The organism is bacterium (genome assembly GCA_035307765.1).
Taxonomy (GTDB): domain Bacteria; phylum Sysuimicrobiota; class Sysuimicrobiia; order Sysuimicrobiales; family Segetimicrobiaceae; genus Segetimicrobium.
The window spans coordinates 132024-158043 of record DATGHU010000007.1 but is presented as its reverse complement, the minus strand read 5'-3'; the positions used below and the strand labels follow the sequence as shown (position 1 = coordinate 158043).

General features: G+C 67.8%; 28 protein-coding genes, 1 tRNA gene and 1 riboswitch. Of the genes, 18 read left to right on the top strand and 11 right to left on the bottom strand.

What is annotated here, in order from left to right; genetic code table 11:
• The first annotated feature begins 59 nt into the window (after nucleotides 1-59).
• The 16 genes from VKV57_03045 (at nucleotide 60) to VKV57_02970 (ending at nucleotide 16171) form a co-directional block, all read left to right on the top strand.
• The gene (locus VKV57_03045) at nucleotides 60-1022 is read left to right on the top strand and encodes a U32 family peptidase (protein HLW58883.1); all 963 of its coding nucleotides are present in this window, start codon (nucleotides 60-62) and stop codon (nucleotides 1020-1022) included.
• A 370-nt stretch (nucleotides 1023-1392) separates the two neighbouring features.
• On the top strand, nucleotides 1393-2187 hold the full coding sequence (locus VKV57_03040; protein HLW58882.1) for a FadR/GntR family transcriptional regulator: 795 nt from the start codon (nucleotides 1393-1395) through the stop codon (nucleotides 2185-2187).
• A gap of 19 nt (nucleotides 2188-2206) precedes the next feature.
• Nucleotides 2207-3379 carry a 4Fe-4S dicluster-binding protein gene (locus VKV57_03035; GenBank protein HLW58881.1) on the top strand — a complete coding sequence of 391 codons (1173 nt, stop codon included), beginning with the start codon at nucleotides 2207-2209 and terminating at the stop codon, nucleotides 3377-3379.
• Nucleotides 3379-4611, top strand: coding sequence for a pyruvate ferredoxin oxidoreductase (locus VKV57_03030; GenBank protein ID HLW58880.1), 1233 nt, complete (start codon nucleotides 3379-3381; stop codon nucleotides 4609-4611). Before VKV57_03035 ends, VKV57_03030 begins: the two co-directional genes overlap by 1 nt.
• 13 nt (nucleotides 4612-4624) lie before the next feature.
• Nucleotides 4625-5659: a thiamine pyrophosphate-dependent enzyme gene (locus VKV57_03025; GenBank protein ID HLW58879.1), complete on the top strand. Its 1035-nt coding sequence runs from the start codon at nucleotides 4625-4627 to the stop codon at nucleotides 5657-5659.
• A 277-nt stretch (nucleotides 5660-5936) separates the two neighbouring features.
• The gene (locus VKV57_03020) at nucleotides 5937-6137 is read left to right on the top strand and encodes a hypothetical protein (protein HLW58878.1); all 201 of its coding nucleotides are present in this window, start codon (nucleotides 5937-5939) and stop codon (nucleotides 6135-6137) included.
• A gap of 225 nt (nucleotides 6138-6362) precedes the next feature.
• The gene (locus VKV57_03015; GenBank protein HLW58877.1) at nucleotides 6363-7232 is read left to right on the top strand and encodes a sulfurtransferase; all 870 of its coding nucleotides are present in this window, start codon (nucleotides 6363-6365) and stop codon (nucleotides 7230-7232) included.
• Between the two features lie 170 nt (nucleotides 7233-7402).
• Nucleotides 7403-8863, top strand: a complete 1461-nt coding sequence (proS, locus tag VKV57_03010; protein HLW58876.1) for a proline--tRNA ligase — start codon at nucleotides 7403-7405, stop codon at nucleotides 8861-8863.
• Between the two features lie 7 nt (nucleotides 8864-8870).
• A complete protein-coding gene (locus VKV57_03005; protein ID HLW58875.1) occupies nucleotides 8871-9473 on the top strand; it encodes a TlpA disulfide reductase family protein in 603 nt (200 codons plus the stop codon).
• Between the two features lie 96 nt (nucleotides 9474-9569).
• A complete protein-coding gene (locus VKV57_03000; GenBank protein ID HLW58874.1) occupies nucleotides 9570-10118 on the top strand; it encodes a cytochrome c in 549 nt (182 codons plus the stop codon).
• Between the two features lie 26 nt (nucleotides 10119-10144).
• On the top strand, nucleotides 10145-10627 hold the full coding sequence (locus VKV57_02995) for a YbaK/EbsC family protein (protein ID HLW58873.1): 483 nt from the start codon (nucleotides 10145-10147) through the stop codon (nucleotides 10625-10627).
• 151 nt (nucleotides 10628-10778) lie between these two features.
• Nucleotides 10779-10926, top strand: a riboswitch (FMN riboswitch).
• 73 nt (nucleotides 10927-10999) lie between these two features.
• Nucleotides 11000-12136, top strand: coding sequence for a bifunctional diaminohydroxyphosphoribosylaminopyrimidine deaminase/5-amino-6-(5-phosphoribosylamino)uracil reductase RibD (ribD, locus tag VKV57_02990; protein HLW58872.1), 1137 nt, complete (start codon nucleotides 11000-11002; stop codon nucleotides 12134-12136).
• Nucleotides 12118-12789, top strand: a complete 672-nt coding sequence (locus tag VKV57_02985; protein HLW58871.1) for a riboflavin synthase — start codon at nucleotides 12118-12120, stop codon at nucleotides 12787-12789. The genes ribD and VKV57_02985 overlap by 19 nt, the downstream gene beginning before the upstream one ends.
• Complete coding sequence (locus tag VKV57_02980) at nucleotides 12786-14012, top strand: bifunctional 3,4-dihydroxy-2-butanone-4-phosphate synthase/GTP cyclohydrolase II (protein HLW58870.1); 1227 nt, start codon at nucleotides 12786-12788, stop codon at nucleotides 14010-14012. Before VKV57_02985 ends, VKV57_02980 begins: the two co-directional genes overlap by 4 nt.
• A 5-nt stretch (nucleotides 14013-14017) precedes the next feature.
• Entirely contained in the window at nucleotides 14018-14500 is a 483-nt protein-coding gene (gene ribH, locus VKV57_02975; GenBank protein ID HLW58869.1) for a 6,7-dimethyl-8-ribityllumazine synthase, read from the top strand.
• A 45-nt stretch (nucleotides 14501-14545) separates the two neighbouring features.
• Nucleotides 14546-16171, top strand: coding sequence for an amidohydrolase (locus VKV57_02970; GenBank protein ID HLW58868.1), 1626 nt, complete (start codon nucleotides 14546-14548; stop codon nucleotides 16169-16171).
• Here VKV57_02970 and VKV57_02965 read toward each other — a convergent pair.
• From VKV57_02965 to argH, 11 genes are all read right to left on the bottom strand, one after another.
• Nucleotides 16129-16359, bottom strand: coding sequence for a hypothetical protein (locus VKV57_02965; GenBank protein ID HLW58867.1), 231 nt, complete (start codon nucleotides 16357-16359; stop codon nucleotides 16129-16131). The genes VKV57_02970 and VKV57_02965 overlap by 43 nt on opposite strands.
• Before the next feature lie 135 nt (nucleotides 16360-16494).
• On the bottom strand, nucleotides 16495-17100 hold the full coding sequence (locus VKV57_02960) for a Fe-Mn family superoxide dismutase (GenBank protein ID HLW58866.1): 606 nt from the start codon (nucleotides 17098-17100) through the stop codon (nucleotides 16495-16497).
• Nucleotides 17101-17288: 188 nt separating this feature from the next.
• Nucleotides 17289-17510 carry a hypothetical protein gene (locus tag VKV57_02955; GenBank protein HLW58865.1) on the bottom strand — a complete coding sequence of 74 codons (222 nt, stop codon included), beginning with the start codon at nucleotides 17508-17510 and terminating at the stop codon, nucleotides 17289-17291.
• Nucleotides 17511-17514: 4 nt separating this feature from the next.
• Nucleotides 17515-17976 carry a hypothetical protein gene (locus tag VKV57_02950; GenBank protein HLW58864.1) on the bottom strand — a complete coding sequence of 154 codons (462 nt, stop codon included), beginning with the start codon at nucleotides 17974-17976 and terminating at the stop codon, nucleotides 17515-17517.
• Nucleotides 17947-18033: transfer RNA gene (locus tag VKV57_02945), tRNA-Leu, on the bottom strand. Before VKV57_02945 ends, VKV57_02950 begins: the two co-directional genes overlap by 30 nt.
• 53 nt (nucleotides 18034-18086) lie before the next feature.
• Nucleotides 18087-18758, bottom strand: coding sequence for an HAD family hydrolase (locus VKV57_02940; GenBank protein HLW58863.1), 672 nt, complete (start codon nucleotides 18756-18758; stop codon nucleotides 18087-18089).
• Between the two features lie 30 nt (nucleotides 18759-18788).
• On the bottom strand, nucleotides 18789-19739 hold the full coding sequence (locus VKV57_02935) for an amidohydrolase family protein (protein ID HLW58862.1): 951 nt from the start codon (nucleotides 19737-19739) through the stop codon (nucleotides 18789-18791).
• Nucleotides 19740-19787: 48 nt separating this feature from the next.
• Nucleotides 19788-20654: a carbohydrate ABC transporter permease gene (locus tag VKV57_02930; GenBank protein ID HLW58861.1), complete on the bottom strand. Its 867-nt coding sequence runs from the start codon at nucleotides 20652-20654 to the stop codon at nucleotides 19788-19790.
• Complete coding sequence (locus VKV57_02925; GenBank protein HLW58860.1) at nucleotides 20654-21574, bottom strand: sugar ABC transporter permease; 921 nt, start codon at nucleotides 21572-21574, stop codon at nucleotides 20654-20656. The genes VKV57_02930 and VKV57_02925 overlap by 1 nt, the downstream gene beginning before the upstream one ends.
• Nucleotides 21575-21585: 11 nt before the next feature.
• Nucleotides 21586-22866 (bottom strand): extracellular solute-binding protein, encoded by a 1281-nt coding sequence (locus VKV57_02920; protein ID HLW58859.1) that lies wholly within the window; start codon nucleotides 22864-22866, stop codon nucleotides 21586-21588.
• A gap of 61 nt (nucleotides 22867-22927) precedes the next feature.
• Complete coding sequence (argH, locus tag VKV57_02915) at nucleotides 22928-24376, bottom strand: argininosuccinate lyase (GenBank protein ID HLW58858.1); 1449 nt, start codon at nucleotides 24374-24376, stop codon at nucleotides 22928-22930.
• Nucleotides 24377-24530: 154 nt separating this feature from the next.
• Between argH and VKV57_02910 the strand changes: the two genes are divergently transcribed.
• Nucleotides 24531-25169 carry an O-methyltransferase gene (locus VKV57_02910; GenBank protein HLW58857.1) on the top strand — a complete coding sequence of 213 codons (639 nt, stop codon included), beginning with the start codon at nucleotides 24531-24533 and terminating at the stop codon, nucleotides 25167-25169.
• Nucleotides 25170-25235: 66 nt separating this feature from the next.
• Nucleotides 25236-26015: a sugar phosphate isomerase/epimerase family protein gene (locus tag VKV57_02905; GenBank protein HLW58856.1), complete on the top strand. Its 780-nt coding sequence runs from the start codon at nucleotides 25236-25238 to the stop codon at nucleotides 26013-26015.
• The last annotated feature ends 5 nt before the right edge of the window (nucleotides 26016-26020 follow it).

The following is a 26020-nucleotide window of genomic DNA, read 5'->3' as shown; positions in this document are numbered from 1 at the left end:
TTCACGCAATCTCGACCGACCTCGACGATCTGCCGAGCCCAGAGGATAGGAGGGAAGGCGTGAAGGAAACACGGGCGTTCTTGGGCCGCTTGGGATTGCCGGAGGGCGACGCGCATACCCTTCCGACCTCGGCCAAACGTTTTGCCGATGGGGCGCAATACCGGGTGGAGATCCCCAGCACCGAAGGCCCTCGCGCGCTCGAGGCGATTCTCGAGGAAGCGGATCGCCTCGGCGTGACGATCCATCGGGTTTCGCAGGGGAGCGGCGTCATGCTGCAAACTGACGACGAGATCCTGGCGATGGCCCGGCTGGCGGCCGCTCGGAACATGGAAGTCAGCCTCTTCGCCCGCCCGCATGCGGCTTGGGATGTCGGCGCCATGGCCGTTTCCAGCGGGGGGAGGGTGGTTGCGTCGCGACTGCGGGGGCAAGACCAGCTCGTCTATTGTTTGGAGGACGTTAGGCGGGCGTCGCGGCTCGGGATTCGAAGCGTGCTCTTGGCCGACGAGGGGGCGCTGTGGGTCGCCGATGAAATGCGCCGGGCGGGCGAGGTCCCGCAGGAGATGCAGTTCAAGATCAGCGTGATGATGGGATCGGCCAACCCCGCGGCGATCAGACTGATGGAACGGTTGGGCGCAAACACGTTCAACATCCCCACGGACCTTACCCTCGCCCAGATCGCTGCGATACGGCAGGCCGTCGAGATCCCGCTCGACGTGTACGTCGAGGCGCCGGACGATATTGGAGGATTCGTGCGACACTACGAGATTCCGGAACTGGTCCGCGTGGCCGCGCCCATCTATGTCAAATTTGGCCTTCGGAATGCCCCGAATCTCTATCCCTCCGGAGGGCATCTGGAGCACACCGCGATCGCCTTGTCGCGTGAGCGGGTCAGGCGAGCCAAGCTCGGACTAGACCTTCTCCGCCGGTATGCCCCGGAGGCGGTGGAATCCCGTCTGCCGGCGGCCGGGCTCGCCGTGCCGGTGGTCAGGCCGGAGGCGGCCGACCGCCACGGGGGGGCATGACCAAACACGGGATTCATGCGGCGCAACGGCGGCAACGACCTTCCCCGGCCGGATTTCCCGCGATCCCCAAACCTTCGAGTCTCAGGGGGGTTCTGATGGGGGTGGCGTCGTTGAGGCACCCCCGTCTGGCTTTTTAGAGCAATCCGGCCATCCAAACGTTTGACCACTCAATCGGAGGGCCCCCTAGCGTCTTCGGGCCCCATCTCAGACCCTGGAGGCTCTTGACACACCTCCATTTAAGTTCCTATACTTTACGCGAACATTGGTCCAACCATTGGGCCAGCACTGACTAACCGGCCCCACGGCCGGTCCGGGGGACGCGTCGATCTCTCAGGACACGGGCAAGCCGATCCGCGATGATCTTGAACCGGTGCGACGCACCAAGGTCTATGCCGAGGTGGCGTCTCAAATCCATCGGTTGATCGCCGAGGGTCGGCTGGAGCCGGGGGACCACCTGCCCCCCGAGCGTGAACTGGCCGAGATGTTCGGGGTGAGCCGTACGTCGGTCCGCGACGCCATCCGCGTGCTCGAGATGCGGGGGTTGGTCGAGCCCCGACCAGGTGAGGGGACGATCGTCAAGCAGATTCCCATTGACGCGATCGTGAGCCCCCTTGCCGACGCGCTCGCCGCGTCCAAAGACCTCACCGCCGATCTCTTCGACATGCGCAAAATGCTCGAGCCCCCGTTGGCCAGAGCGGCGTCGCTGCGCGCCACCGCCGAGGACCTGGAGGCCATGGATGAGATCCTGACCCGACAGGCCGAGCGGGTTCGAGTCGGAGAGATCGCCATCGCCGAGGACAACGAGTTTCACTATCGGATCGCCACCGCTGCGAAGAACCAGGTGGTTCTGCGGGTCATCGATGTGGTGATGGATCTTCTCAAAGACAGCCGGGCCCGCTCGCTGCAGGGACCCGGACGTGCCGGGAAGTCGCTGAACGGCCACCGCCGGATCCTTGACGCGATCCGTAGTCGGGATCCAGAGGCGGCCGCGGCCGAAATGCGGCTCCACATCGAGGAGATCGAGCAGATCCTCTTCTCCCCGCTGAGGCGAGAGGATGCAGATGGTCAGGCCGCACGTGGAGACCGCTCCGCGGGCGGTGAGAAGGCAGGACGTGCGCCGGGCGCTGGAGCAGGCACCGGGGCGAGGTCCGCAGCCGGGGCGTGAGCCCGGCAGGAGGTGGGGGATGGCACGTACCATCTCGGTGGAGGTAGTCTACCGGGGGATCTTCCAGAAGACCCTGGCGAAGAATATCTGCCGCGGGATCGTCTTGGCGGCGCGCAAGGAAGGGAAGATTGGGACCGCTTTCGGCCGGTATGGGGATTCACCCGAGCGCAACGGGATCCCGGCGAAGAACTTTGCGATCGTGGCTCCGGACGAGGAAGAACTGCAGCTCAGCATGGCCCAGTACGAGCCGGAGCAGACCGACGTTACGGTCAACGTGGACGACATGATGTGCAAGGGCGTGGAATCCTGGGCCTGGTACGGCCTCCAGCCGATCAATCAGAAGATCCGCGAGAACGGCACGCTGGTGGTGACCTCGACGCTCCCCGCGGAGGAACTGATCAAGTTCTGCCACACCAAGACCCACCCCTACCGCCTGGCGGTGCTCCCGGCGATCCCGAGCTTTTCTGGGCTGTGGGTGTATAAGGACGACCACACCGACGTCCGGATCCTGGGGGCGCTTCCGAAGGTGTGCCCGGAACTGGTGAGCCTCGACAGCATCACCGCCGCGATCCAGGATGAGTGGCGGGACGATCTCAAAGTTCGGTCGGCGCGCCGGGCGTACGACCAGACGACGGTACGCACCGTGAAGCCGGGTGAGGGGAACCCTGAGGTCCCCTACCGGTTCGACATGCCCGGCTGGACCAAGATGCGGGAAGGCGTCACGATCGATGCGATCAAGCTCGGGGAGCCGATCAAGTATGGGGACGAGATCGGCGGCTACCGGCCGGCGCGGAATCCCTACTTCAAGAAGTTCTCCACCCGGACGATGCGGCCGGTTGTCGATTTCGACAAGTGCATCAAGTGCACGCTGTGCTGGCTGCAGTGCCCCGATTCGTGCTTCGACGTCATGCCCGACGGGACGTACGACCTGAACGCCGAGTCCTGCTGCGGCTGCGGAGTCTGCGAGGCGGTCTGCCCGGTCGACCAGTGCATCACCATGGTCAACGAGGCGGCCTTCGACAACAACAAGAGCCAGTGGGAACAGTTCAAGCAGGACAAGGGTGCCTACAAAGCCTGGGTGGAATCGAAGATCAAGGTTCGATCCGAGCGGTCGCACGGGTTCCGCTACCGGGGGTTGTACGAGGAGCAGGTGACGAAACAAGGCACGGGGACACCGGGGGGTGAGGACTAATGGATGCCGATTCGGCGACCGCGGTCCGGATCGCAGAAGCCGAGCAGGAAGCGCTGATCAGCGGAAGCGAGGCGGTCGCGGTTGCCACCAGGCTCGCGGATGTGGACGTGCTGACCGCGTATCCCATCCGGCCGTACGATACGTTGATGCAGTACGTGGCCAAACAGATCGCCAACGGCGAGCAGGATGCCGAGTACATCGTTGCCGAGAGCGAGCACAGTCAGTTCGAAATCGCCAAGCACGCCGGGGCCGTCGGCGCCCGTGCGATGTGCGGCTCGAGCGGAGTCGGTTGGTGCTATGCGTTTGAGGCCATCGCCGTGACCCCGGCTCTGCGCATCCCCTTGCTGGCGATGGTGGGGAATCGGGCCCTGGACGATCCCGGGGCATTCGGGACGGAGCACAACGACGCGCTTGCCGCGCGGGATCTCGGGTGGATGCACGTCTGGGTCGACACCGCCCAGGAAGCGCTCGACACCACGTTGCTCGCCTATCGCATCGCGGAGGACCGTCGTGTCTTCCTGCCGTGCGCGATCAGCACAGACGGGGCGTTTCTCACCCACTCCCAGTCGCTGGTGAAGATCCCCCCCAAGACCTGGGTCGACGAGTTCCTGCCTCCGTACAACCGGGGGGACCTTCGCTTTCACCCCGACAACCCGATCACCATCGCCCCCCAGGTCAACGAGGACTGGCTGATGGAGATCCGGCGGCAGACCGATCAGGCGATGCGGAACGCCCGCGGCGTGGTCGAGGAGGCGTACAAGGACTTCCGCCGGATCTTCGGTCGGGGGGACGGCAACCCATTTTTCGAAGAGTACCGCACCGACGACGCCGAACTGGTTCTGGTCGGCATGGGGACGCTGTCCATGCCGGTGAAAGTGGTGGTGCGGAAGCTGCGCGAGCAGGGACAGAAGGTCGGGTTCGTGCGCATCCGCTGGTTCCGCCCGTTCGACTACGAACGGCTCGGTGCGCTCCTGTCGCGGTTCAAGGCGGTCGGGGTGATCGACCGGGACTTTTCCATGGGCTCCCCCTTCAACAGCGGGGTGCTCGCCAACGAGATCCGGGCGACGTTGTACAATCAGCCGAAGCGCCCGCCCGTCGTCAGCTTCATCATCGGGCTCGGCGGCCGCGAGGTGACGATTCCCGGCGTTCGGGAGATGATCGACCATACCCGCAAGGCGGCGGAGGCCGGCAAGGCGCCGTCGGACACCCTGTGGATCGGCGTGCGAACCTAGGAGGCGATGAGCGATGGATACCCCTGAGATCGCGATGTTGGACGCACCGGTTCCCGTCCTGGAGCCGATCAAGGGCGTCAAGAAGGCGCCGCTGGAGGAGTATTTCACGTCGGGCCACCGCACCTGCCAGGGCTGCGAGTCCGCCCTGGTCATGAAGCTGATGGTCAAGGCCGCCGGCCCCCGTACCGTGGTCCTCGGCAGCACGGGGTGCATGTACGTCGCGAACACGACCTATTACAGCACATCATGGGTCGTGCCCTGGATGCACACCCAACTCGGCTCCTCGGGTTCAGCGGCGGTCGGAACGGCCGCGGCCTTCAGGGCCCTCATGCGCAAGGGCAAGATCAAGCGGGAGCCGATCAACGTGATCTCCTTCTGCGGCGACGGCGGCGGCGCCGACATGGGCCTGTCTGCGATCTCCGGCGCCCTGCAGCACATGGACTACAACCACCTGATACTCCTCTACGACAACGAGTCGTACGCGAACACCGACATCCAGGCCTCGGGCAGCACGCCGTACGGGGCGGTGACGACGTTCAGCCCCTCCGGCAAGGTCAAGCGAATCCTCCACAAACGCTGGAAGAAGAATGTGGCGGCGATGCTGGCCGCCGGCCATCCGGAATGCCGGTACGTCGGCACGGTCTGTGCCAGCTATGCCGTGGACTTCATGAATCGGGTACGGAAAGCGCTCAGCATCGGCGGGCCGACCTTCATTCACTCCATCGACCCGTGTCCCAAGGGGTGGGATTATGATCCGATGCTCTCCCATGAGCTGGGTGAACTCGCGGTCCTGACCGGCATCTGGCCCCTCTACGACGTGGAAAATCACAAGCTTCGTCTGTACGGGAAGAGCCGGGGAATCGTGGAGGGCCGGCAAAAGCGGCTTCCGGTGCGGGACTACCTTCTGAAGCAGGGGCGGTTCGCTCACTTCACCGACGACGACATCGACTACTTCCAGGCAAAGATCGACGACATGTGGACGAAGTGGTTGATCCCAGGCGTGCTCCCGTTCTCGACGGATCTGCTGAACGAGAAGGCCCCCGCCTAGCGGGGCAGGGATCGACCGGCTCGGTCGTCCGGGCGGGCACAGCCACAATTCCATAGCAGGCGCAGCGTGGCTTCGCGAATAGCGGACGCGAGGTGACGATGTGAGACGGCGAGGCTTCCTCTCGATGTCAGGCTATTCTGGCAGCGGGGGGAAGCCTCGTGCATTCGCGGGCCGGATCCCTTCCCATCGACCCGTCGGGGAGGCGGCGCTCGGGCGGATGGGGGGTTGCGGAGGGGTGCAGGGGTCGGGATAAGCGGCGATCGACAGGGGTGAGGACATGGACACGATCCTGTTGGGGGTTGGATTTGGGGTGGTGACGGGCGCGATCCTGGCCCTGTCCTCGGTTGCCTTCACGCTGCAGTATGCGGTCAGCAGCATTCCCAACCTCGCGCACGGAGAACTCTTGACGTACGGAACATACGCCGCCTATGTCACGCAGCGCTACACGCACAATCTGGGGGCGGCAGCCGGCTCTTGACACCTTCCTTCTTCGAATGTTAGAAGAGGAGGAGTCGCCGATGCGAATCCCACATCTGCCTCGCCAGTGCATCTGTCCCGAGCGGAGGCCGCTCTAGCCTTCGTCGGGGGGCTCTGATTCGCCGCCCTTCCCCTCGTCGACACCGGGTCTTCAGTCAGCGCGGCCTCCGCGATTCCAAAGCACCAACGTGCCGCATATTCCAGCGATGTGTGAGGAGGGAGATCCATGCCGGAAGCGTACGCGAACCCCGATATCCTGGTGGACACGGGGTGGGTCAGCGAACATTTGGGCGATCCCGCGGTTCGAGTCGTCGAAGTCTCAGAGGACCTGACCCTGTACGGCCAGGGGCACATTCCCGGGGCCGTTCACTTCAACTGGCAGACGCAGTTGCAGGATCCGGTCCGTCGTGACTGGGTGAGCAAGGCGCAGTTTGAGCAGTTGCTCGGGGCGCAGGGGGTCGCGAACGACACGACGGTGGTCTTGTACGGCGACAAGAACAACTGGTTTGCGACCTACACGTTCTGGCTGTTTAAGATCTACGGGGCTGAGCGTGTGAAGATCCTCAACGGCGGGCGGGGGAAATGGATCGCCGAGGGCCGCCCGTTGACCATCGAGGTCCCCACCTTCCCCCGGACGGCGTTCCGGGCGCGGGAAGCGGATCTCAGCATCCGGGCGTTTCGGGATCAGGTCCTCGAGCGTCTCGGCAAACCCGCCGTCGCCTTGGTGGACGTGCGGTCACCGCAGGAGTTCACCGGTGAGCTCATTGCGATGCCCGCCTACCCGCAGGAAGGGGCGCAGCGTGGCGGCCATATCCCCACCGCGCAAAACATCTCCTGGACTCAGAACGTGCGCGAGGATGGGACCTTTAAGCCGGCGGACGAGCTCAGGACGCTGTACCAGGGAAAGGGGATCACTCCCGACAAGGAAATCATTGCCTACTGCCGGATCGGCGAACGATCATCGCATACCTGGTTCACCCTGAAGTACCTTCTGGGCTACCCCACCGTCCGCAACTACGACGGATCGTGGACGGAATGGGGGAGTCTCGTCGGGGTGCCGATCGAGAAGCCCTCGCCGTCCGCCGTTCGGAAGTAGCGATCGGCCGGCCTGCGTTTGACGGTTCCGCGAAACGCGTGCTAGAATGCCGGCGAGACGATGAGGGCTCCCTTGCCCGGGCGTCGGGTCGTAGGGAGCGCGTAGTGTTCCGGGAGCCTCCCGTCCCTTGCGGACGCGGAGGCTCCCGGCCTGATGGGAGGCGCGGTGATATGGTCCAACCCTCGGCGTCCCAACCCACCGAGGAGAGTGGGTTCGTCAAGGAGATCCCCTCCAAGGAGCGCCTGGCGGACTGGTACACCGCCGTCATCCTCAAAGCGGAGCTCGCGGACTACTATCCGGTCCGAGGATGCACAGTGATCCGGCCGTACGGATACACGATTTGGGAGCTCATGCAGCAGGGTCTCGACCGCCGGTTCAAAGCCACGGGGCATGTGAACGCGTATTTCCCCTTGTTCATCCCCCAGAGCTTTCTGCAACGCGAGGCCGAGCACGTGGAGAAATTTGCTCCGGAGGTGGCCTGGGTGACCCGCGGCGGCGGTGAAGAGCTCGCCGAGCCGCTGGCGGTCCGGCCGACGTCGGAGACCGCGATCGGCCACATGTACGCCCGCTGGATCCGGTCGTACCGAGACCTGCCGGTGCTGATCAACCAGTGGTGCAACGTCGTGCGCTGGGAGAAGGCCACCCGCCCGTTCCTCCGCACGATGGAATTCTTGTGGCAGGAAGGGCACACGGCCCATCGGACCGCCGAGGAGGCCGAGGCCGAGGCGCGCCAGATGCTCGAGGTGTATCGCGATTTCGTAGAAGCCGACCTGGCGATCCCGGTGCTGGGGGGGCGAAAACCAGAGAGCGAGAAGTTCCCGGGCGCGCTGCACACGTATACGATCGAGGCGCTGATGCCGGACGGTCAGGCGTTACAGTCCGGGACCTCCCACAACCTCGGCCAGAACTTCGCCCGCGCTTTCGACATCAAGTTTCTCGACAGCGACAACACAGAAAAATTCGTCTTCACCACATCGTGGGGGCTGAGCTGGCGGATGGTGGGCGGGCTGATCATGGTACACGGGGACGATCGAGGTCTCGTTCTCCCCCCCCGGGTGGCCCCCATTCAGGCGGTGGTCGTGCCGATCCTCGCCGGCAAGGCGCGGGACGACGTACTGGCGGAGTCACGCGCGGTGGTCGAGCGCCTAAGGCCGCTCGTGCGTGTTCGCCTTGATGAACGGGTCGAGGTCACCCCCGGGTGGAAGTTCAACGATTGGGAGATGCGGGGTGTCCCGCTGCGCATCGAACTCGGACCCCGCGATCTGGCGCAGCAGCAGGCCGTCCTGATCCCCCGGGCGGGAGGTGATCGCCGATCGGTGATGCTCGCCGGCCTGGTCGAGGCGGTCACCTCGGCGCTTGAGGAAGTCCAGCAGGCGCTGTTCCAGCGGGCGAAGGCCTATCTGGAAGGCCACATCGTGCTCGCCTCGACCGTCGACGACCTCGTCGCCGCAATCGCGGCGCGGAAAGGGTTCGTGCGGATCGGGTGGTGTGGCGCGGAAAAGTGCGAGCAGCTCCTGCGCCGCGACAGCGGAGCGTCGCCGCGGCTGATCGCGGACGCCCCTCCCACGGGGAACTGCCCCGTCTGCGGAACGGCGGCGCGGCACGTCGTGTACTACGCGCGCGCCTACTAAGGTATTCATGCACGCCCCGCGTGACCCCGGTCACCCCAATCGGGTCCCGCTGCTGGCGGTTCTCGCCGGCGGCCTGCTGATCGCCGGCGGCATTGCGCTCGTGCTCGTGCCGCGGCTTGCCCCACCGCTCCCCCGCGGAGGGGCGGGGCAAGCCGGCGATCGACTCCCCCCGGTGGGGCGTCCGGCGCCCGACTTCTCGCTCCCGCTGCTCTCCGGTGGTACGCTCAGCCTACACAATCTGCGGGGCAAGCCGGTCCTCTTGAACTTCTGGGCGTCCTGGTGCGAGCCGTGTCGCGAGGAGATGCCCCTGCTCGTGCGCCTCCACCGGTCGTATGGGCCGCGCGGCGTCGAGTTCGTTGGCATCGACACCGAGGACCAACTCGCCGACGCACGCAAGTTCCTCGGGCAGTACCATGTGGATTACTCGATCGTGCGCGTGGCGAGCGAGCAATTGATGGACGCCTACTCAATCCCCGGCCTTCCCACGACGGTGTTCATTGCTCCCAATGGGATCGTGCAGGGGAAAGTGGTCGGGGGGTTCGTCGGACCGGACGGCCAGCGGGCGCTGGCCGGGCGACTTGATCGTCTGCTCGAATCCGCCCGCCGCTGAACGCAGGGAATTCGGGCGTGCTCGTATAACTTAAATCCGTCCCGCATTAGGATCCGTCGAACGCGTGAATCCTCGTTTGCGGTTCGGGGGTGGCAGATGTCATCTTCCATGCGGTTGGCCGGGGCGATGCTCGCGACCTGCCTCGGCCTCGCCGGGTGCACCGGCAGGGAGATTCTGGCGATGCGTAGCCATCCCGAACAGCCGCAGGCCGCGGTGGTCGCGCCCGCAACCCCGTTCAAGGGACCGGCGATCTCCGCAACGACGAACTACCCGAAGGACGAGAACGCGCCGCGCCCCGTGCCTCCGGCGGAATTCGCCTCGTTAAAGAACCCGCTCGCGGCAACGCCGGAGAACATCGCGAAGGGGAAGGCCATCTTCGACGCCAACTGTGCGATCTGCCACGGGAGCGCCGGACTGGGCAACGGAGGGGCCGCGGCGTCGCTCAACCCCAAGCCCGCCAACTTCACGACCGGGATTCACACCCAACTGCCGGACGGGTACTGGTTCTGGCGGATCTCAAAGGGCGGTGGCGTTCCGCCGTTCAGCGGGGCCAGTTCAGCGATGCCGCCGTGGGAGAGCGTCCTCAGCACCGAGCAGCGGTGGGATGTCATTCTGTACGAGCATACATTCTCGCGCCACCAGTGACCGATCAGCCTGCGGGCCCACGGCCGTTGGGATCCGCCGCCGAACGGGTTCGTGCCGCCCTCGCCGACAGGCAGATCGACGCCGAAATCCTTGAGTTTCCCGAGAGCACCCACACCGCTGCGGAGGCGGCGCGCGCGGTCGGCGCCACGGTTGCACAGATCGTGAAGTCGTTGGTGTTCATCGCCGACGGCCGCCCGGTGCTCGTGCTCGCCGCGGGGGCCAACCGCGTGGACCTTCGAAAGCTGGCCCGCCTCGCGGGCGCCTCCCGAGTGGAAAAGGCGACGGCCGAGGTGACCCGGGCGGCGACCGGGTTCAGCATCGGCGGTGTTCCCCCGGTCGGCCACGCCACCCCCCTTCCCGTGTTCCTGGATGAAACACTGCTGCACCACGAGGTCGTCTACGCCGCCGCGGGGACCCCACACGCGGTGTTCGCCGTCGCCCCGCAGGCGCTGGCGCGGGCAACCCAGGGCGTGGTCGGTGATCTCGCGGAAGCCCTCGAACGGCGCTGAGCGAATCGCCTGCGACCGTGAGTCGAGAACCTGTCCCGACGTCGGCCCGCGCGCGGCCCTGCCTCCACCCGCGAGATGGCGAGACGATCGGCCGATCGATGCGAGGTGGTTCGGCCGCTTGACCCGTCCGGAAACCCCATGCTATGCTTGCTGTTGCCTTCGGGGCAGGGTGAGCCGGCGTGTTCGCCGGCAATTCCCGATCGGCGGTACAGCCCGCGAGCCCGTTCGCATGATGCGGACGGGCAGGATCTGGTGAGAGTCCAGAGCCGACGGTAGAGTCCGGATGAAAGAAGGCGCGGACCGGTTTCGACCCCGGTCCATCGGTGCGTTGCCCCGGAGGCGTCTGCCTGCGGGGTGTTTTTATTGGTCGTCGTGTCGCACCGAGATGAAGAGTATATGCGCGAGGCGCTTCGGCTGGCGCGTTGTGGCGCGCAGACGGCGAGCCCCAACCCCATGGTGGGCGCCGTCGTCGTCTCCAAGGATCGGATCGTCGGACGGGGCTATCACCTCCGGCCGGGGTGCGCCCACGCGGAGGTCCTCGCCCTTCAGGAGGCCGGCTCCGCGACGGGAGGGGCGACGCTGTATGTGACGCTGGAGCCCTGCGCCCACTGGGGACGGACCGGTCCCTGCACCGAGGCGATCATCGGCGGGGGGGTCCGCCGCGTCGTCGCCGCCATGGAGGATCCCGACCGCCGGGTGCGCGGCCGTGGGCTGCGCCGCCTGCGCGAGGCGGGGATCGAAACGACCCTGGGGGTGGGCGAAGGTGACGCGCGCCGCCTGAACGAGGCGTACATCAAGCACCGTACCACGGGGCTGCCATTTGTAACCGCCAAGTGGGCCATGACCCTCGACGGCCGCACCGCCACCAGCACCGGGGACTCGCGCTGGATCTCCGGGGAGGCCTCCCGCGGACTCGTCCACGAAATCCGCGCTTCCGCGGACGCGATCCTGGTGGGCATCGGTACCGTGTTGCGGGACGATCCTCAGCTCACGGCGCGCGGGCCAGCCCGCCACCAGCCCGCCCGCATCGTCGTGGACAGCGCGCTGCGAATTCCGGCGGCGGCACGGGTGCTTACTGAGAACGGCGCGCCGGTGATCGTCGCCACGACCAGCCGCGCACCGCAGGCAGCCCGGGCGGCGCTTGAGGCCCGAGGTGTCGACGTCTGGGTTGCCGACGGACCGGATCGGAGGGTCGACGTCAGGACGATCCTTGAGGCGCTGGGCCGCCGCGGGATGACCAGCCTGCTGGTGGAGGGGGGCAGCCGGATTCACGGGACCTTCATTGATGCCGGATTGGTCGACAAGGTGCTGGTGTTCCTCGGGTCCCTGATCGTCGGCGGGGCGGGGCCTTGCGCCGTCGGCGGGGCCGGTGCGGATACGATTGCCCACGCTCTGCGTCTCGTGCGAACCGCGGTGCGCCAGATCGATCAGGACGTGGTGATCGAAGGCTACCTGCCCGCCGTGCTCGGGCGGGGGGAGGAAGTGGGGCGATGTTCACCGGGATCGTAGAGGGGACGGGGGTGGTGCGGACGGCGCAGCCGGGCCGCGACGCTCTCCGGCTGCGTGTGGAAGTCGAGGGCGCGCTCGCCGGGATCCGGGTGGGGGAGAGCATTGCGGTCAGCGGGACCTGCCTCACCGTCACCCGGATCGCCGACGACGCCTTTGAGGCCGACGTGACGGGCGAGACTCTCGCGCGGACGACGCTCGGCCAGGTTCAACCGGGAGATCTCGTGAACCTGGAGCGTCCCGTGGCGGTGGGCGGACGTCTCGGCGGCCACATCGTGCAAGGACACGTCGACGGCGTGGGCCGCGTCCTGCGCCTGGATCGTCGCGGGGACGCTTGGTGGCTCGAGGTCGAGGCACCGGGCCCCATCGCCCGATACGTCGTCCAAAAAGGGTCCATCGCCATCGACGGGGTCAGCCTCACCGTGGTCGCGCGGCAGCGGGATCGGTTCACGGTGTCGCTGATCCCTCACACCTGCGCGGTGACGACGCTCGGCCGGCTCAAAGCCGACGGGCGCGTGAATCTTGAGGTGGATATCCTGGCGAAGTATGTGGAACAACTGCTTGCCTCGTATCCGCCACCGGCGGCCGACGGGACGACCCGAACGCCCGCCGGACGGGCCGAGCCCGAGGCGAGGCCCCGGAGGGAGCGCCGATGAGCACACGGGAACAGCAGGCGGCGGGGTTCGCCACGATCGCGGAGGCCGTGGAGGCGATCCGCAGCGGCGGGTTCGTTATCGTGGTCGACGACGAGGCCCGCGAGAACGAAGGCGACCTGGTCGTGGCCGCCGAGAAGATCAGCCCCGAGGCGATCAACTTCATGGTGAAGCAGGCCCGCGGCCTGATCACGGTGCCGATGACCGGCGAGCGGCTGGATGCCTTGGCCCTCCCGCAGATGGTGGCGCAGAACACCTCGCACCAAGGGACCGCGTTCGCGATCTCGGTCGGCGCGAAGCATAAGATCACGACCGGGATCTCCGCCCCCGACCGCGCGGCGACGATCCAGGCGCTCGTCGACCCCGCGACCCGCCCCGAGGATCTCAGCCGGCCCGGCCACGTGTTCCCGCTGCGCGCGACTCCCGGCGGCGTCCTGCGCCGGGCCGGACACACCGAGGCCGCGGTTGACCTCGCCACGCTCGCCGGCCTCTCCCCGGCGGGAGTGCTCTGCGAGATCATGAGCGACGACGGGACGATGGCGCGCCTTCCCGAACTCCGGGCGTTTGCGGCGCGCCACGCCCTGCCGATCATCTCTGTCGCCGAATTGATTCGCTACCGGCTGGAGCGGGATCGATTTGTGATCTGCGAGGGGCGGACTCGCTTGCCGACGACCTACGGTGAATTCACCGCGGTCGTCTATCAAAACACCTTGGACGGGGCGACCCACCTCGCCGTGACCCGGGGGGACCTGGGGGGCGCGGATCCGGTGTTGGTCCGCATGCACTCGGAGTGTCTGACCGGCGAGGTCTTCGGGTCGCTTCGCTGCGACTGCGGGGAGCAGCTCCATCGGGCGCTCGAGGTCATCGCCCAGGAGGGGCGGGGCGTGCTCGTCTATATTCGCCAGGAGGGGCGGGGGATCGGCCTCGCCAACAAGATTCGGGCCTACGCCCTGCAGGATACGGGCAAGGACACCGTGGAGGCGAACGTGCTCCTCGGGTTCGCGCCCGATCCCCGCGACTACGGCGTCGGGGCGCAGATCCTGACCGACCTCGGGCTGCGCCGCATCCGGCTTCTGACCAACAATCCCGCCAAGCGCGTGGGGCTGGAGGGGTTCGGGATCGAGGTGGTGAGCCGGGTGCCGATCGAGGTTCCGCCGAACCCCGAGAACTACCGGTACCTGGCGACGAAGCGGCACAAACTCGGCCACCTCCTGACCCTCGAGTAGCCGCGGTGGGGGCATCCCTGGAGGGAGGGCAGACGGGCGCCGGGCTCCGGATCGGTGTCGCCGTCAGCCGCTTCAACGCCCGGATCACTCGGCGGTTGCTCACCGGTGCGCTTGCCGCGCTGCACCGGTCCGGCGTAGCGGAAGACGCCGTGGACGTCGCGTGGGCGCCCGGCACCTACGATCTTCCGGTGATCGCCCAGGCGCTGGCCCGATCGGGTCGGTACGATGCGCTGATCTGCCTGGGCTGTGTGATCCGGGGGGAGACGACGCACGATCGGTACGTGGCGCTCGGCGCGGCAACCGGCCTGGTGCACGTCTCCCTGCAGACCGGCCTCCCCGTGGCGTTCGGCGTGCTCACCACGCACACGCTGGAACAGGCCGAAGCCCGCAGCGGGGGCACGCACGGAAACAAGGGCGAGGATGCGGCGCTGGCCGCGGTGGAGCTCGCCAACGTCCTGCGGATGATTCGCACGCCGCGCGAGGGATGATGATGGAACGGAAGCGGCGCGGTCGCTTTTGAGACGGGAGGGCGGATGCCTCCGGCTCAGGGGGTGCTCTTCGAAGGCGGGGTGATCCACACCCTCGATCCGGCCTGCCCGGCCGCGACGGCTCTGGCCGTGCGGGGCGGGCGGATCGTCGCCGTGGGCGACCGCGAAACGCTACGCGAGGCGTTTCCGGGCTTCGCCCGCATCGGGCTCCAGGGGTGGGCGGTGGTGCCGGCGTTCACGGACAGCCACATCCACCTCGCCGCGGTCGGGCTGGCGATGCGCACCGTCAACCTGCGCGACTGCCGCTCCCTGCGCGAGGCCGTCGCCCGGGTCGCCGCCGCGGCCGGGCGTGCTCGACCCGGCGAGTGGATCCGCGGTGGCCGGTGGGACAAGAACCTCTGGCCCGAGGGGCGGTTTCCCCGCCGGGAAGATCTCGATCCCGTCACGGGGGAGCATCCCGCGGTCCTCCACAGCAAGGACGGGCACACGACATGGGTGAACTCCGTCGCGCTGGAGCGCGCGGGCGTCGGTCCGCACACCCCCGATCCGCCCGGCGGCAAGATCGTGCGCGATCCGCGAACCGGCGAGCCGACCGGGCTGCTGGCGGAGCGGGCCGCGGATCCCGTCGTGGTCCTGGCCGGCCAGCCGGGCCCGGAGGCGATCGAGGCCGCGATTCGCGATGCCACCGATGCCGCCCACCGCGCCGGGATCGCCGGGGTGCACGTCATGGAAGGCGCGAACGTGCTGGCGGCGCTTCAGCGGCTGCGGGGGAGAGGGGCGCTCGGGATTCGGGTCTGCATCATGATCCCGGAGGAAGGGCTGGAGGCGGCGATCCGCCTCGGGGTCCGCAGCGGGTTCGGCGACCCGATGTTGCGCATCGGGGGGGTGAAGATCTTCGCCGATGGGGCGCTCGGATCGCAGACGGCGAGCATGCTGGAACCCTACGACGGCGACCCGGCGAACACGGGCGTCGTCGTGCGCAGCCGCGCGCAGCTGTGCGAGCTCATCCGGCGGGCGGCCGAGCACGGCATCGCCTCGGCCGTGCACGCGATCGGCGATCGGGCCAACCGGGAGGCGCTCGACGCGATCGAAGCGGCGGGGGCGGAGGTGCCGGCCTCTGCGGGGCTCCGTCACCGGATCGAGCACGTGCAGCTCCTGCACGCCGCAGACCTCCCCCGCCTGGCCGCGCTGGGGGTGGTGGCCTCGATGCAGCCCATTCATTGTACGCAGGACCGCGACATCGCCGACCGCTACTGGGGCCGCCGCAGCCGCTACGGCTACGCCTGGCGCTCGCTGCGGGAATCGGGGGCCTGCCTGGCGTTCGGCTCGGACGCACCGGTCGAAACCCTGGACGTCCTGGCCGGGCTGTACGCTGCGGTTACCCGAAAGCGCCGGGAGGAGCCCCAGCGCCCCCCGTGGCATCCGGAAGAATGCCTGTCAGTGGGAGACGCCGTACGGGCCTACACGGTGGGCCCCGCCTTCGCCTCCGGCGAAGAGGCGATCAAAGGCATCCTCACCCCCGGGCGGCTGGCGGATTTTGTCGCGCTCTCGCCTGATCCGTTCGCGGTGCCGTCGGAGAGGTTGTGCGACGTTCGCGTCGAGATGACGGTCGTGGATGGGGTGGTGTGCTACCCCTCGTCCTCAGGTTCGAGCAGCTCCCGCACGGCGTGATCCTCTTCGGCGTCCTGAGCCTCGTCGACCCCGTCGTCGGGCTCATCGTCCTCGTCTTCCAGGCGTAGCTCGACCTGGTGGCCGCACTCCGGGCATTCGTAGATGACGACCTCCCCACCGTCGTCGACGGTGATGAGCTCCATCTCGGCCTCACACTCCAAGCAGGTACGCGTCAGCGGGATGGCCATGACCGGGACCTCGCCCCAACCTCCGGTTCTGTGGTGGCTTCCGAGGGATATATACCCGAGTTGTGCAGGAAATGGCGCGAACGATGCGGGCACCCGGGCGCCGGCGCGCCCGGGTGCCGGTCGATCTCGGCGAGGTTACTTCAGAATGCCAAAGTGGTCGGCGCGCTTTTGGACGGCATCCCAGTCCAGGAGCTTAAAGAACACGTCGATGTACGAGCCCTTGCCCGTCCCGTAGTCCATCCAGTACGCGTGTTCAAAGCAATCCAGCGCCACCAGGGGCGTGGCGTTCCAGATCGGGTACGTGTTCTGTTCGTCGCCAATGAAGTTGTGCAACGTTCCCGAATCCCAGTCGTACGCCATCCACACCCAGCCCCGCGCCGCGGTGCCGGTGGCCTTCATGTCCGCCTGCCACTTGTCGAACGATCCGAACGCCGTTTCCATCAGGCCCAAGAGTTTCCCCGCCGGCCGCCCGCCCTTGCCGCCGAGGTGATCGAAGTAGACCTCGTGGTTCTTCACGCCGCCGATCGCGCGGGAGAGTTCCACCTTGAGCTCGCGGAGCTCGGAATAGGTCGGGTTCGCCTTGGTGAGATCGACCCCGCCGCTGGCCAGCCGGTCGAGGATCTCGTTGGACTTGGCCACGTACCCCTGATAGAGCTTGTAGTGCTCCTCCATCGTCTTCTTGCTGATGCCGGCGAGCTCGATCTCAAACGCGCGGAACTTCTTCGCTTCGTACTTTGCCATGCCGTCTCCCCCTTTCGGAGTGTTGGAATCGCGTCGAAATGCGTGGGACGTCGCGGATGCGGAGTGTGCGGTCGACGAATTCATTATACGTCCCGAGCGCGTACAGGCGCAAGCCGAACACCGTGGCGTGCGGTTTCCCGCAGCGCCGACGCGGCGCTGAGCGACGACTCGCGGCGCACGGGGCCCCGTTATCCCTGGCCGGGCGGGAGCGGCGCGGCGGGTCGCGGCGGCGGGTCTTCACGGGTGATGTACTGCTCCTTGCGGTACGTGCCGCGCGCCCCGCACGCCGGACATTTATGATAGTTGCTGGCGAGGGTGGCGCGGACGAAATTGCGCCGGTCGATGCGGATCCCGGTGTCGAACTCGCAGCCGCAGGCGCCGCACCGCACGGAGAGGGCGAGCCGCGCCATCTGCTCAACCCGAGGCCGGTCGGTCGGCGATGTCCGCGCGCCGCCACACCCGCTGGCGGCCTTCTCCCCAGAGCGGGCGGGGAAAGCTCGGGCTCTCGGCCAGCTCCATCACCCGGGCCGGGCGTGTGCCCAGCAGGTCGGCCGCTTCCACGACCGTGACGAGATCTTCGCCGGCCTGCACCAACCGGCAGAGGGCGGCCAGAAACGAGTCCGCGGCGACCTCGCGCGAAAGAAAGTACTCCACGGCGGACCGCCCGTGCGGATGGACCTGCTTGAGCAGATTGCTGAACCGCCGGAGTTCCTCGGGGTAGCCGCGCAGATGCGCCAGCACCGCCAGGTCGAGGTTGGGGGGTGGGGGAGTGGTTGCCGTGTCCGGGCCTCCCGGCTGCCCCGGCCGCGGATCGCCGGTGATCGGCGGCGCGGCCGGGAGATCGGATGGTGCCGAAGGGGAGACTCGAACTCCCACGGGCTCTCGCCCACTACGCCCTGAACGTAGCGCGTCTGCCAATTCCGCCACTTCGGCACGGTCGTGCACGCCCGCGGCTCCTTTAGCATACTGGAGCCGTCAAAATCGTGTCAAGAACCGGCCAGCGCGCGGATCACATCGGGCAGGGGGCGGAGGTCGTGGAGGACGCGGGTAGGGGCGGCTTCGGCGAGGGGCTCTCTGTGTCGATTGATGAACACCGTCCGAAATCCCAGCGCGCGCGCCGGGACGATGTCATGAAACAGGCTCGCCCCGACGTGCACCGTGCGCGCCGCTGCGGCTCCGCTCGCCGTCAAGAAGCGATCCCAGTGGCCGCGTGCCGGTTTGTAACTCCGACAGTCCTCCGCCGTGACCATCAGGTCGGGTTCCACCCCGAGACGGAGGACCGAGGCGGCGAGCAGATCGCGGTCCACGTTGGAGAGGATGGCGAAACGTGCTCCCCCCGCACGGAGCGCTCGCAGGACTTGGGAGACCTCGGGGAACGGCCGCCACGACGAGATGGAGTCCGGCAGGATCCGCTCCAGGCCCGACGGCAGCGGATGGCCGAGGTCGGCCATCAGGCGGGCGCTGGCCACCGCGAGGATGTCGCGGTACGGTCGGTAGGATTCGTGCTCCACCGCGGCCTCTACGGCGATGTACCGCGAGGCCAGCCCGGCGCGGTCTACGGGAGGGGGAAGGAGCGGGGCGAGCGCATCGGCGACGCCGCCTTCCCAGTCGATCAGCGTGCCGTAGCAGTCAAACGTGATCCACTCCACCGGTGTCATCCGCTCACCTCCCGGCGTGGCCCCGATTCCTCACCCGGCACCCGCCCCGGGCAGAGGAATGCCGAGCAGCCGGGCCGCGTTGCCCGCGAAGATTCCCCGCACATCGCCCTCGGGGCACCCCAGCTCCCAGCAGGCCCGCAGTTGTTCTTCCAGGTAGCGGACCGCGAAGCCGCGGGGGAACCAACTGGAGTCGGTGCCGAACAGGATGCGGCGAGGGCCGACGGTGTCGAGGAACATCCGAAACAGATCGCGCAACGTGAGGGGGTAGGGCATCCACCGCATCCATTCGTTGGATCCGGAGGTATCGACGTGGACGTTCCCGCACACCCAGGCGAGGTGGAGGAGTTCGCGGGGATAGCCGCAGCCGAAGTGCGGCACCACGAAAGGGACCCCGGGATGGGCGCGCGCCACGTCCTGGAGGACGAGCGGGTTCATGTTGGGGTGGGCGACGATCCCCTGGTAGCGCAGCGGGCCGAAGTGGATGAGGACGGGAATGTTCAGGCGTTCCGCGGTTTCCCACACCGGCCAGAGGCGTTCGTCGGCGATCGATCCGTGGACGAGCGGCGCGATCACCTTGTACCCGCGCAAGCCGAGGGTGGTGACGGCCCGCTCGAGCTCGGCGGCCGCGTCGGGGAGGAAGGGATCATGGTGGGCGAACCCCATGAACTTGTCCGGATACCGGGCGACGATCGCGGCCAGCCGGTCGTTGTCCCCCCCCGTCACGAACGCGATCCGGACGAGCCGGTGGCGATCGACCTCCTCCGCCCATCGCCGGGCCATCTCCTCATCCGTGCCCGGGGCCTCCGGCTCGGGAAATCCCCAGGCGCGGCGCCAGGCGCGTTGGTCCTCCCGCAGCCACCCCATTACCCGGTCCCATTTCGCCTGTCCGTGCCTGGCCACGTACGCCTCGCGCGCGGGGTCCCATCCGCCCCGCACGGGAAAGTGCGCGTGGAAGTCGAGGATGGGGATCCGGTCGGTCATGGGATGTGGCCATCTCCTTTCGTTCGGCGGCGCGCCGTGCGCGGTCGATTAATTGCGAAGCCCGGTCAGGACGACCCCCTCGATGATCTGCCGCTGCAAGACGATGAAGACCGCCAGGACCGGCAGCACGGCCAGCGAAGACGCGGCCATGATCAGATGCCACGCCGACCCCGCTTCGCCGCTGTAGAGGGCGATGCCCACGGGGAGGGTGCGCATCACGGGGGTCTGGATGACGATCAGCGGCCAGATGAAGGCATTCCAGTTGCCGAGGAACGTGAAGATGCACAGCGCCGCGAGCGCCGGCCGTACCAGCGGCAGCGCGATGCGAGTGAACAGGCCGAACTCCGAGAGCCCATCGATCCGCGCCGCATCGAGGAGCTCGTCGGGGAGGGCCGTCATGAACTGGCGCATCAGGAAGACCCCAAACGCGCTCATCAGTCCCGGGAACATGATCCCCCAGAAGGTGTCGATCCACCCCAGGCGCACGCTCAGCGAATACCAGGGGATGACCAGCATCTCCGTCGGGATCATCAACGTGCAGAGGATGACGACGAAGATCAGGTTCCGGCCGGGGAAGCGCAGCTTGGCCAGCGTGTAGCCGGTCAGGGAGTCGAAGAACGCCACGCTCGCCGTCGTGATCGCCGCGACCACGGTGCTGTTGAGGAACCACCGTGGGAACTGCGTGGCGGTGAGGACCTGGCGGAAGCCGTCCAGCGTCGGCGCCTGGGGCCAGAAGTGCAGCTCGAAGATCTCCCTCGGGCCTTTGAGCGATGTCGCCAGCATCCAGAGGAACGGGAAGACGACGAGCGCTCCCCCCGCGGCGAGGACCAGGTAGGCCAGGGCGTCCCCCAGGAGCCGGCGGGGGAAGAGGCCCTCGGCGGCCGGGGCGCGGGACGTCGCGGCCCGCGCGGCCATCAGTACTCCACCTGCCGCGAGAAGAACCGGAGCTGCAGGAGCGTAATCGCGAGGATGGCCACAAAGAGCACCACCGTTGCCGCCGCCGCCGGGCCCATCCGGAACCGTTGGAACCCCTGGATGTACACGTACAGCACGATCGTCATGGTGCTCCCCAGCGGCCCGCCCTGATCGCCGAACGTCATGTTCAGGACCTGCGTGAAGAGCTGGAGGTAGAGGATGGTGCCGTAGACGGCTGAGAACACGAGCGTCGGGTTCAGCAGCGGCACGGTGATGTGCCGGAAGAGCCCCCAGCCGCCCGCCCCGTCCACCTCCGCCGCCTCGTAGAAGACCTGGGGGATGGCTTCCAACCCGGCGAGGAAGATCACCACCTGGAAGCCCACGTACTCCCACACCACCATTGCCGCAATCGCGTACAGGGCTTGGTGGGGCTGGCGCAGGAACGCCTGCCGGGGGAGGCCGGCGGCTTCGAAGAGGCGGTTGAGGGGGCCGAAGGTCGGCGTGTACATCCACTGCCACACCCACGCCGCCGCGACGATGGGGGTGACGAACGGGATGAAGTACAGCGCTCGGAAGAAGCCGCGGAAGCGGGTAATCCGGCGAAGCAGCAGGGCGATCCCCAGCCCGAGGATGAGCTGCGCCGGAATCCCGGCGATCAGGTATCGCAGGGTATTGGTTACCGCCTTCCAGAACAGCGGATCGGAGAGAATCTCCCGGAAGTTGGCCGCTCCGACGAACGGCCTCTCCGCCGAGACGATGTTCCATCGATGGAGGCTGATGAAGAGGGCGGAGGCCGCCGGGAAAATCCGGATTACGACGTAGAACGCCAGGGGCCCGGCCAGGAACGCGTACGCCCACACGGCCCGGCGCGCCTCCAGGCCGAGCCCGCCCCAGGTCGTCCGCGCGATCGAGATCCCCACGGGTGCGCGGCCTATCGGTGCTTGGCCCAGAACTCGTCCAGGACCTTCGCTTCTTTCGCCGCCGCGGCGTCGAGCGCCGCCTTGGGATCGGTGTGGTTCAAGATGACCTCGTTGATCGCGTCCAGGAGGACCTGGCGCTGGGCGGCTTCATCGACGAAGAACGTCGCGTGCGCGAACGGCAGGCTCTGGATGAATGGCCCGTAGATCGGATCGGCGGCGAGCTTGGGATCGTTGGCCAGTGCCTGGCTCGCCGGGATCTCCCCCACCTGCTGCAGCCAGAGCCGCTGGGTATCGGGTGAGGTGATGAACTGCAGGAACTTGACCGCCGCCGCCAATCGGGGGCCCTTGGCCTTGTTCGTCAGGCCGTGGACCCAGAGCGACCCGAAGTTGCTCGGCGTGCCGCCGGAGGTTCGGCGCGGAAGCTGCGCCACCCCCCAGTCGAATTTCGTACTGCTCCGGATCGATCCGATCGCGAACGAGCCGTCCACGATCATCCCGGCTTTCCCGGCGACGAACGCGTCCCGGTACCCGTTCCCTCCGGGGAAGAAGCCGATCACGCCGACCTTGGCCTTGGTGACGAGGTCGGTGTACCATTGCAGCGCCGCCGCGCCCTGGGGGGTGTTGTAGGTGGGATGCTTCCCGTCGCCGCTGTACGGCGCCGCTCCCCACTGGCGGAACAGGACTTCGCGGATCAACTGGTGGTCCTGGCCGTCCGGGGAGATCCCGAACCCTTCGAGGGTGATGTTGCCCCGCGCGTCCCGCGCCGTCAGGCGCTCCGCGTCGGCGAGGAACTCATCCCAGGTCAAGGGCGGGCGGCTGAGTTGAGCTTTCCGGAACAGATCCTTGTTGTAGAACAGCGCCAACGTTCGGACGGCCGTCGGCAGCGCCCAGTACTTGCCCTCGAACCTGGCCGCCTTGACCATCGGCACGAAGTCGCGCTCGATCTGGGTGGTGGGGAAGGCGCTCTGCGGCAGCGGCACGAGGTAGCCGCTGTCCACGTAGAGCGGGAGCCACCCGTAGAACAGGTTGACGATGTCCGGGCCCTGGCCGGCGGGGACGGCGCTCGCCACCTTCTGGTTGTACGAGTCGTACGGGAACGTCTCCTGGACGACATGAATCCCGGGGTTCTGGGCCTCGAACTGTTTGATCAACGCGTCCATCAGCTTGACCTTGCTCTCAAAGAAGTACTGCCAGTAGGTCACCGTGACCCGCTGTTGGGCCTGCGCCGCCGTTCCCCCTACCGCGACGGCAAGGGCGCAGACGAGCAACACCCCGCGAACGATCAGCCGCATGATTCTCCCTCCCATCCGGTGCGTTTGCCGGTGATCAAGAACCGGCCCGCGCGTGGTTCCGTTACGCGCTCGCCTCCATCCCCCGCCGGGCGCGGGCGGCGGCGACCCGGTCTCTCACCGCTCGAGTCGTCTTCCGGCTTGTCGCCAGCGTTGCCCGGGTCGAGTCCAGCATCGCCCCCACCGCCTGGGGGCCGGGCCCTCCCGGGATGGTGCGCGACGAGACGAAGCTCCGAGGATCGATCGCCCGCGCGATGGTCTCGAGGGAGAGTCGCACGCGCCGCCCGGCGGCCGCCAGGGCGGCCGTTTCAATCTCGTCCGGGGTGACCTCCGCAAACCCGCGGCCCTGCCGGCGCCGGTCCTCGACGAGGCGGGCGACCGCCGCATGGGCCTCGGGAAACCCGAGGCCGCCTTCGCGCACCAGCGTGTCGGCGAGTTCGGTGCTCGTGGCGAACGTGCCGCGGAGGGCCGGAGCCCAGGCGTCCCCCCGGATCGTCGCCGAGGCGATGGCCGCGCGGAGCACCGCGAGCGTACCGCCCAACGCCCGGTGCGTCTCCACCAGCAGCGGCACCGCGTCATCCGCCGGGTCGTTGACGTCTTCGAACGGCACGTTGTGCGCCGACGCCCAAATGCCCAGGCACGCACCCAGCAGCCGACTGAGGGCGCTGCGGACGTGTTCCAGCGCGACCGGGTTGCGTTTTTGGGGCATGATACTGCTGATCTGAATGAAGCCGGCCGCCAGCTCGAGCGCACCCACCTCCGAGCTCGCCCACCCCAGCAGGTCCTGGACGATTCGGCCCAGGCTTGTCGCCAGGGCTGCGTGGCAGCCGGCGAGTTCGGCCACGTGATCCGCCGCGACGACCGCGTCGTAGCTGTTTTCCACGATGCCGGCAAACCCCAGGAGTGCGGCGGTGTAGGTGCGGTCGATCGGAAACCCGGTGGTCGTCAGCGCGCCGGCCCCGAGCGGTGAGCGATCCAGGCGGGCCAGCGCATCGTGATAGCGGTCGACGCATCGACCGACGGTCGCCGCCGCCGCGAGCAGATAGTGGCCGACCGTGGTGGGCTGGGCGTACTGCTGGTGGGTGTGGGCCAACATCAGCGTGTCGCGATGCCTGACCGCCTGGTCGAGCAGGGCCTCGCGCACGTCGTCGAGGTGCTCCACGAGGGCCAGCCCCTGATCGCGCAGCATCAGTCGGATCAGTGCCGCCCAGGCGTCGTTGCGGCTGAGCGCCAGGCGAAACTCCCCAATCCCGCCGGTCGCCTGCGCCACCCGGTCCTCGACCGCGAAGTAGATATCCTCGTAGCGGGGATCGTAGGGGGGGAGCGCTTCCGGGGTGACGGCGGTCAACGCCCGGAGGGTCGCCGCCGCCGACTCCGGCGTAACGATTCGCTGCCGGCGGAGCATCAGGGTGTGCGCCACGAGGACGTCGAGGAGGTACGGAAGTTCCTCGCGGCGCCCGAACGCGTAGCGCGGTGCCAGCACGTGTTCGACGTACCGCGGCTCCCGCCCCATCGCTCCCGAATCCTCAACGCCTCGCGCACCCACCGGATGTGAGATTGCTTCGCCGTCAGAACCTCCCCGACCTGTACCGTGGGAGGCAGGACGCGGTTCGCCCCGCTCCGTAGGTAGAGATAAGGATTCGTGGTACGCGGAGGTGCGGGAGATCATGGGACTCGTCGACGAGGCGTTTGCGTCGTATCTCGAGGGGCTCATCCCCGCACGACATCCCGTGCTCCAGGAGATGGAAGCGTACGCGCGCCAGGCGCGCTTCCCCATCGTTGGACCGGCGGTGGGGCAGCTGTTCTACCTCTTGACCCGGCTGAGCGGGGCCAGGCGGATCTTTGAGCTCGGCTCGGGGTACGGCTACTCCACGGCGTGGTTTGCTATGGGCGTCCGCGACAACGGTGGGGGAGAAGTCTTCCACGTGGTTTGGGACGAGCAACTCTCCCAGACGGCGCGCGGCCACCTGGAACGCCTCGGCCTGCGTCCCTTTGTGCGGTTCCACGTTGGTGAGGCCGTGGCGGTGCTGCGCGAGACCCCGGGGGAGTTTGACATCGTGTTCAGCGACATCGACAAGGAGGGCTACCCGGCGTCGCTCCCGGTTATCAAGGAGCATCTGCTGCCCGGAGGCCTGCTCCTGACCGACAACATGTTCTGGGGGGGGCGGACCGTCGACCGCCGCGTCACGGACGCGGCGACCGAAGGTGTGCGCGCGTTTACGCGCGCGGTGTTCGCCGACCCGGAGTTCGCCGGCACGATCGTCCCCCTGCGGGACGGCGTGCTGGTGGCCCGGCGGGGCCCGTGACGCCCTCCCGCCGCCGTGCTCGGGTTTTCGCACCGGTCACAATCGCCGCGGCCAAAGGTGGGACCGATGACCATGCAGATCGCGTGTAGCTCCCAGTCCTACGACGACCTTCTCGAAGGCGGTCGGTTGACGCTGGTGGAGTGGCTGCGGATGTGCGCGGATGAATTGGGCCTGACCGCGGTGGAGCTGGAAGACAAACACATCGGCACCCCCAGCGCCGAGCGCCTCGACGCCCTGCGGGCGGCCGCGGAGCGGTACGGCCTGGCGATCGCCAACATCGCCTTCATGAACAATTTCGGCCTCGCCGATGACGCCCGGCGGCGCGGGGAGGCGGTCCGCACCCGGGAATGGATGGATGCCGGGCGGCGGCTGGGGTCGCGGTTCCTCCGCACGTTCGCCGGGTGGCCGGAGGGCGACCGGGCCGCGCGCTGGCCGGGCATGATCGCGTCGCTGCGGGGGGTGTGCGGCGAGGCGGAACGGCTGGGGGTCCGCCTGGTGATGGAGAACCACAATCACGGCGGGTTCGTGCAGACGGCGGCGGACGTGCGGGCGATCTTCGAGGAAGTGCGCAGCCCGGCGCTCGGCCTGCTCCTCGACACGGGGAACTTCCTGGACGGCCTCCCTTCGATCGAACGCGCCGCGCCGCTGGCCTGGCACGTGCACGCCAAGTTCACCCAGGTGCACGGCGACGGACGCGATCCGGCCGTGGATCACGATCGGGCGCTGGCGCTGCTTCGCGCGGCCAACTACAGCGGGTGGGTGTCGGTGGAGTACGAGGGGCAGGAGCCGAGCCGCACCGCGGTCCCCCGGGCGCTCGCGTATCTGCGGGGGGTCCTCCGCGCGTAGGGGCG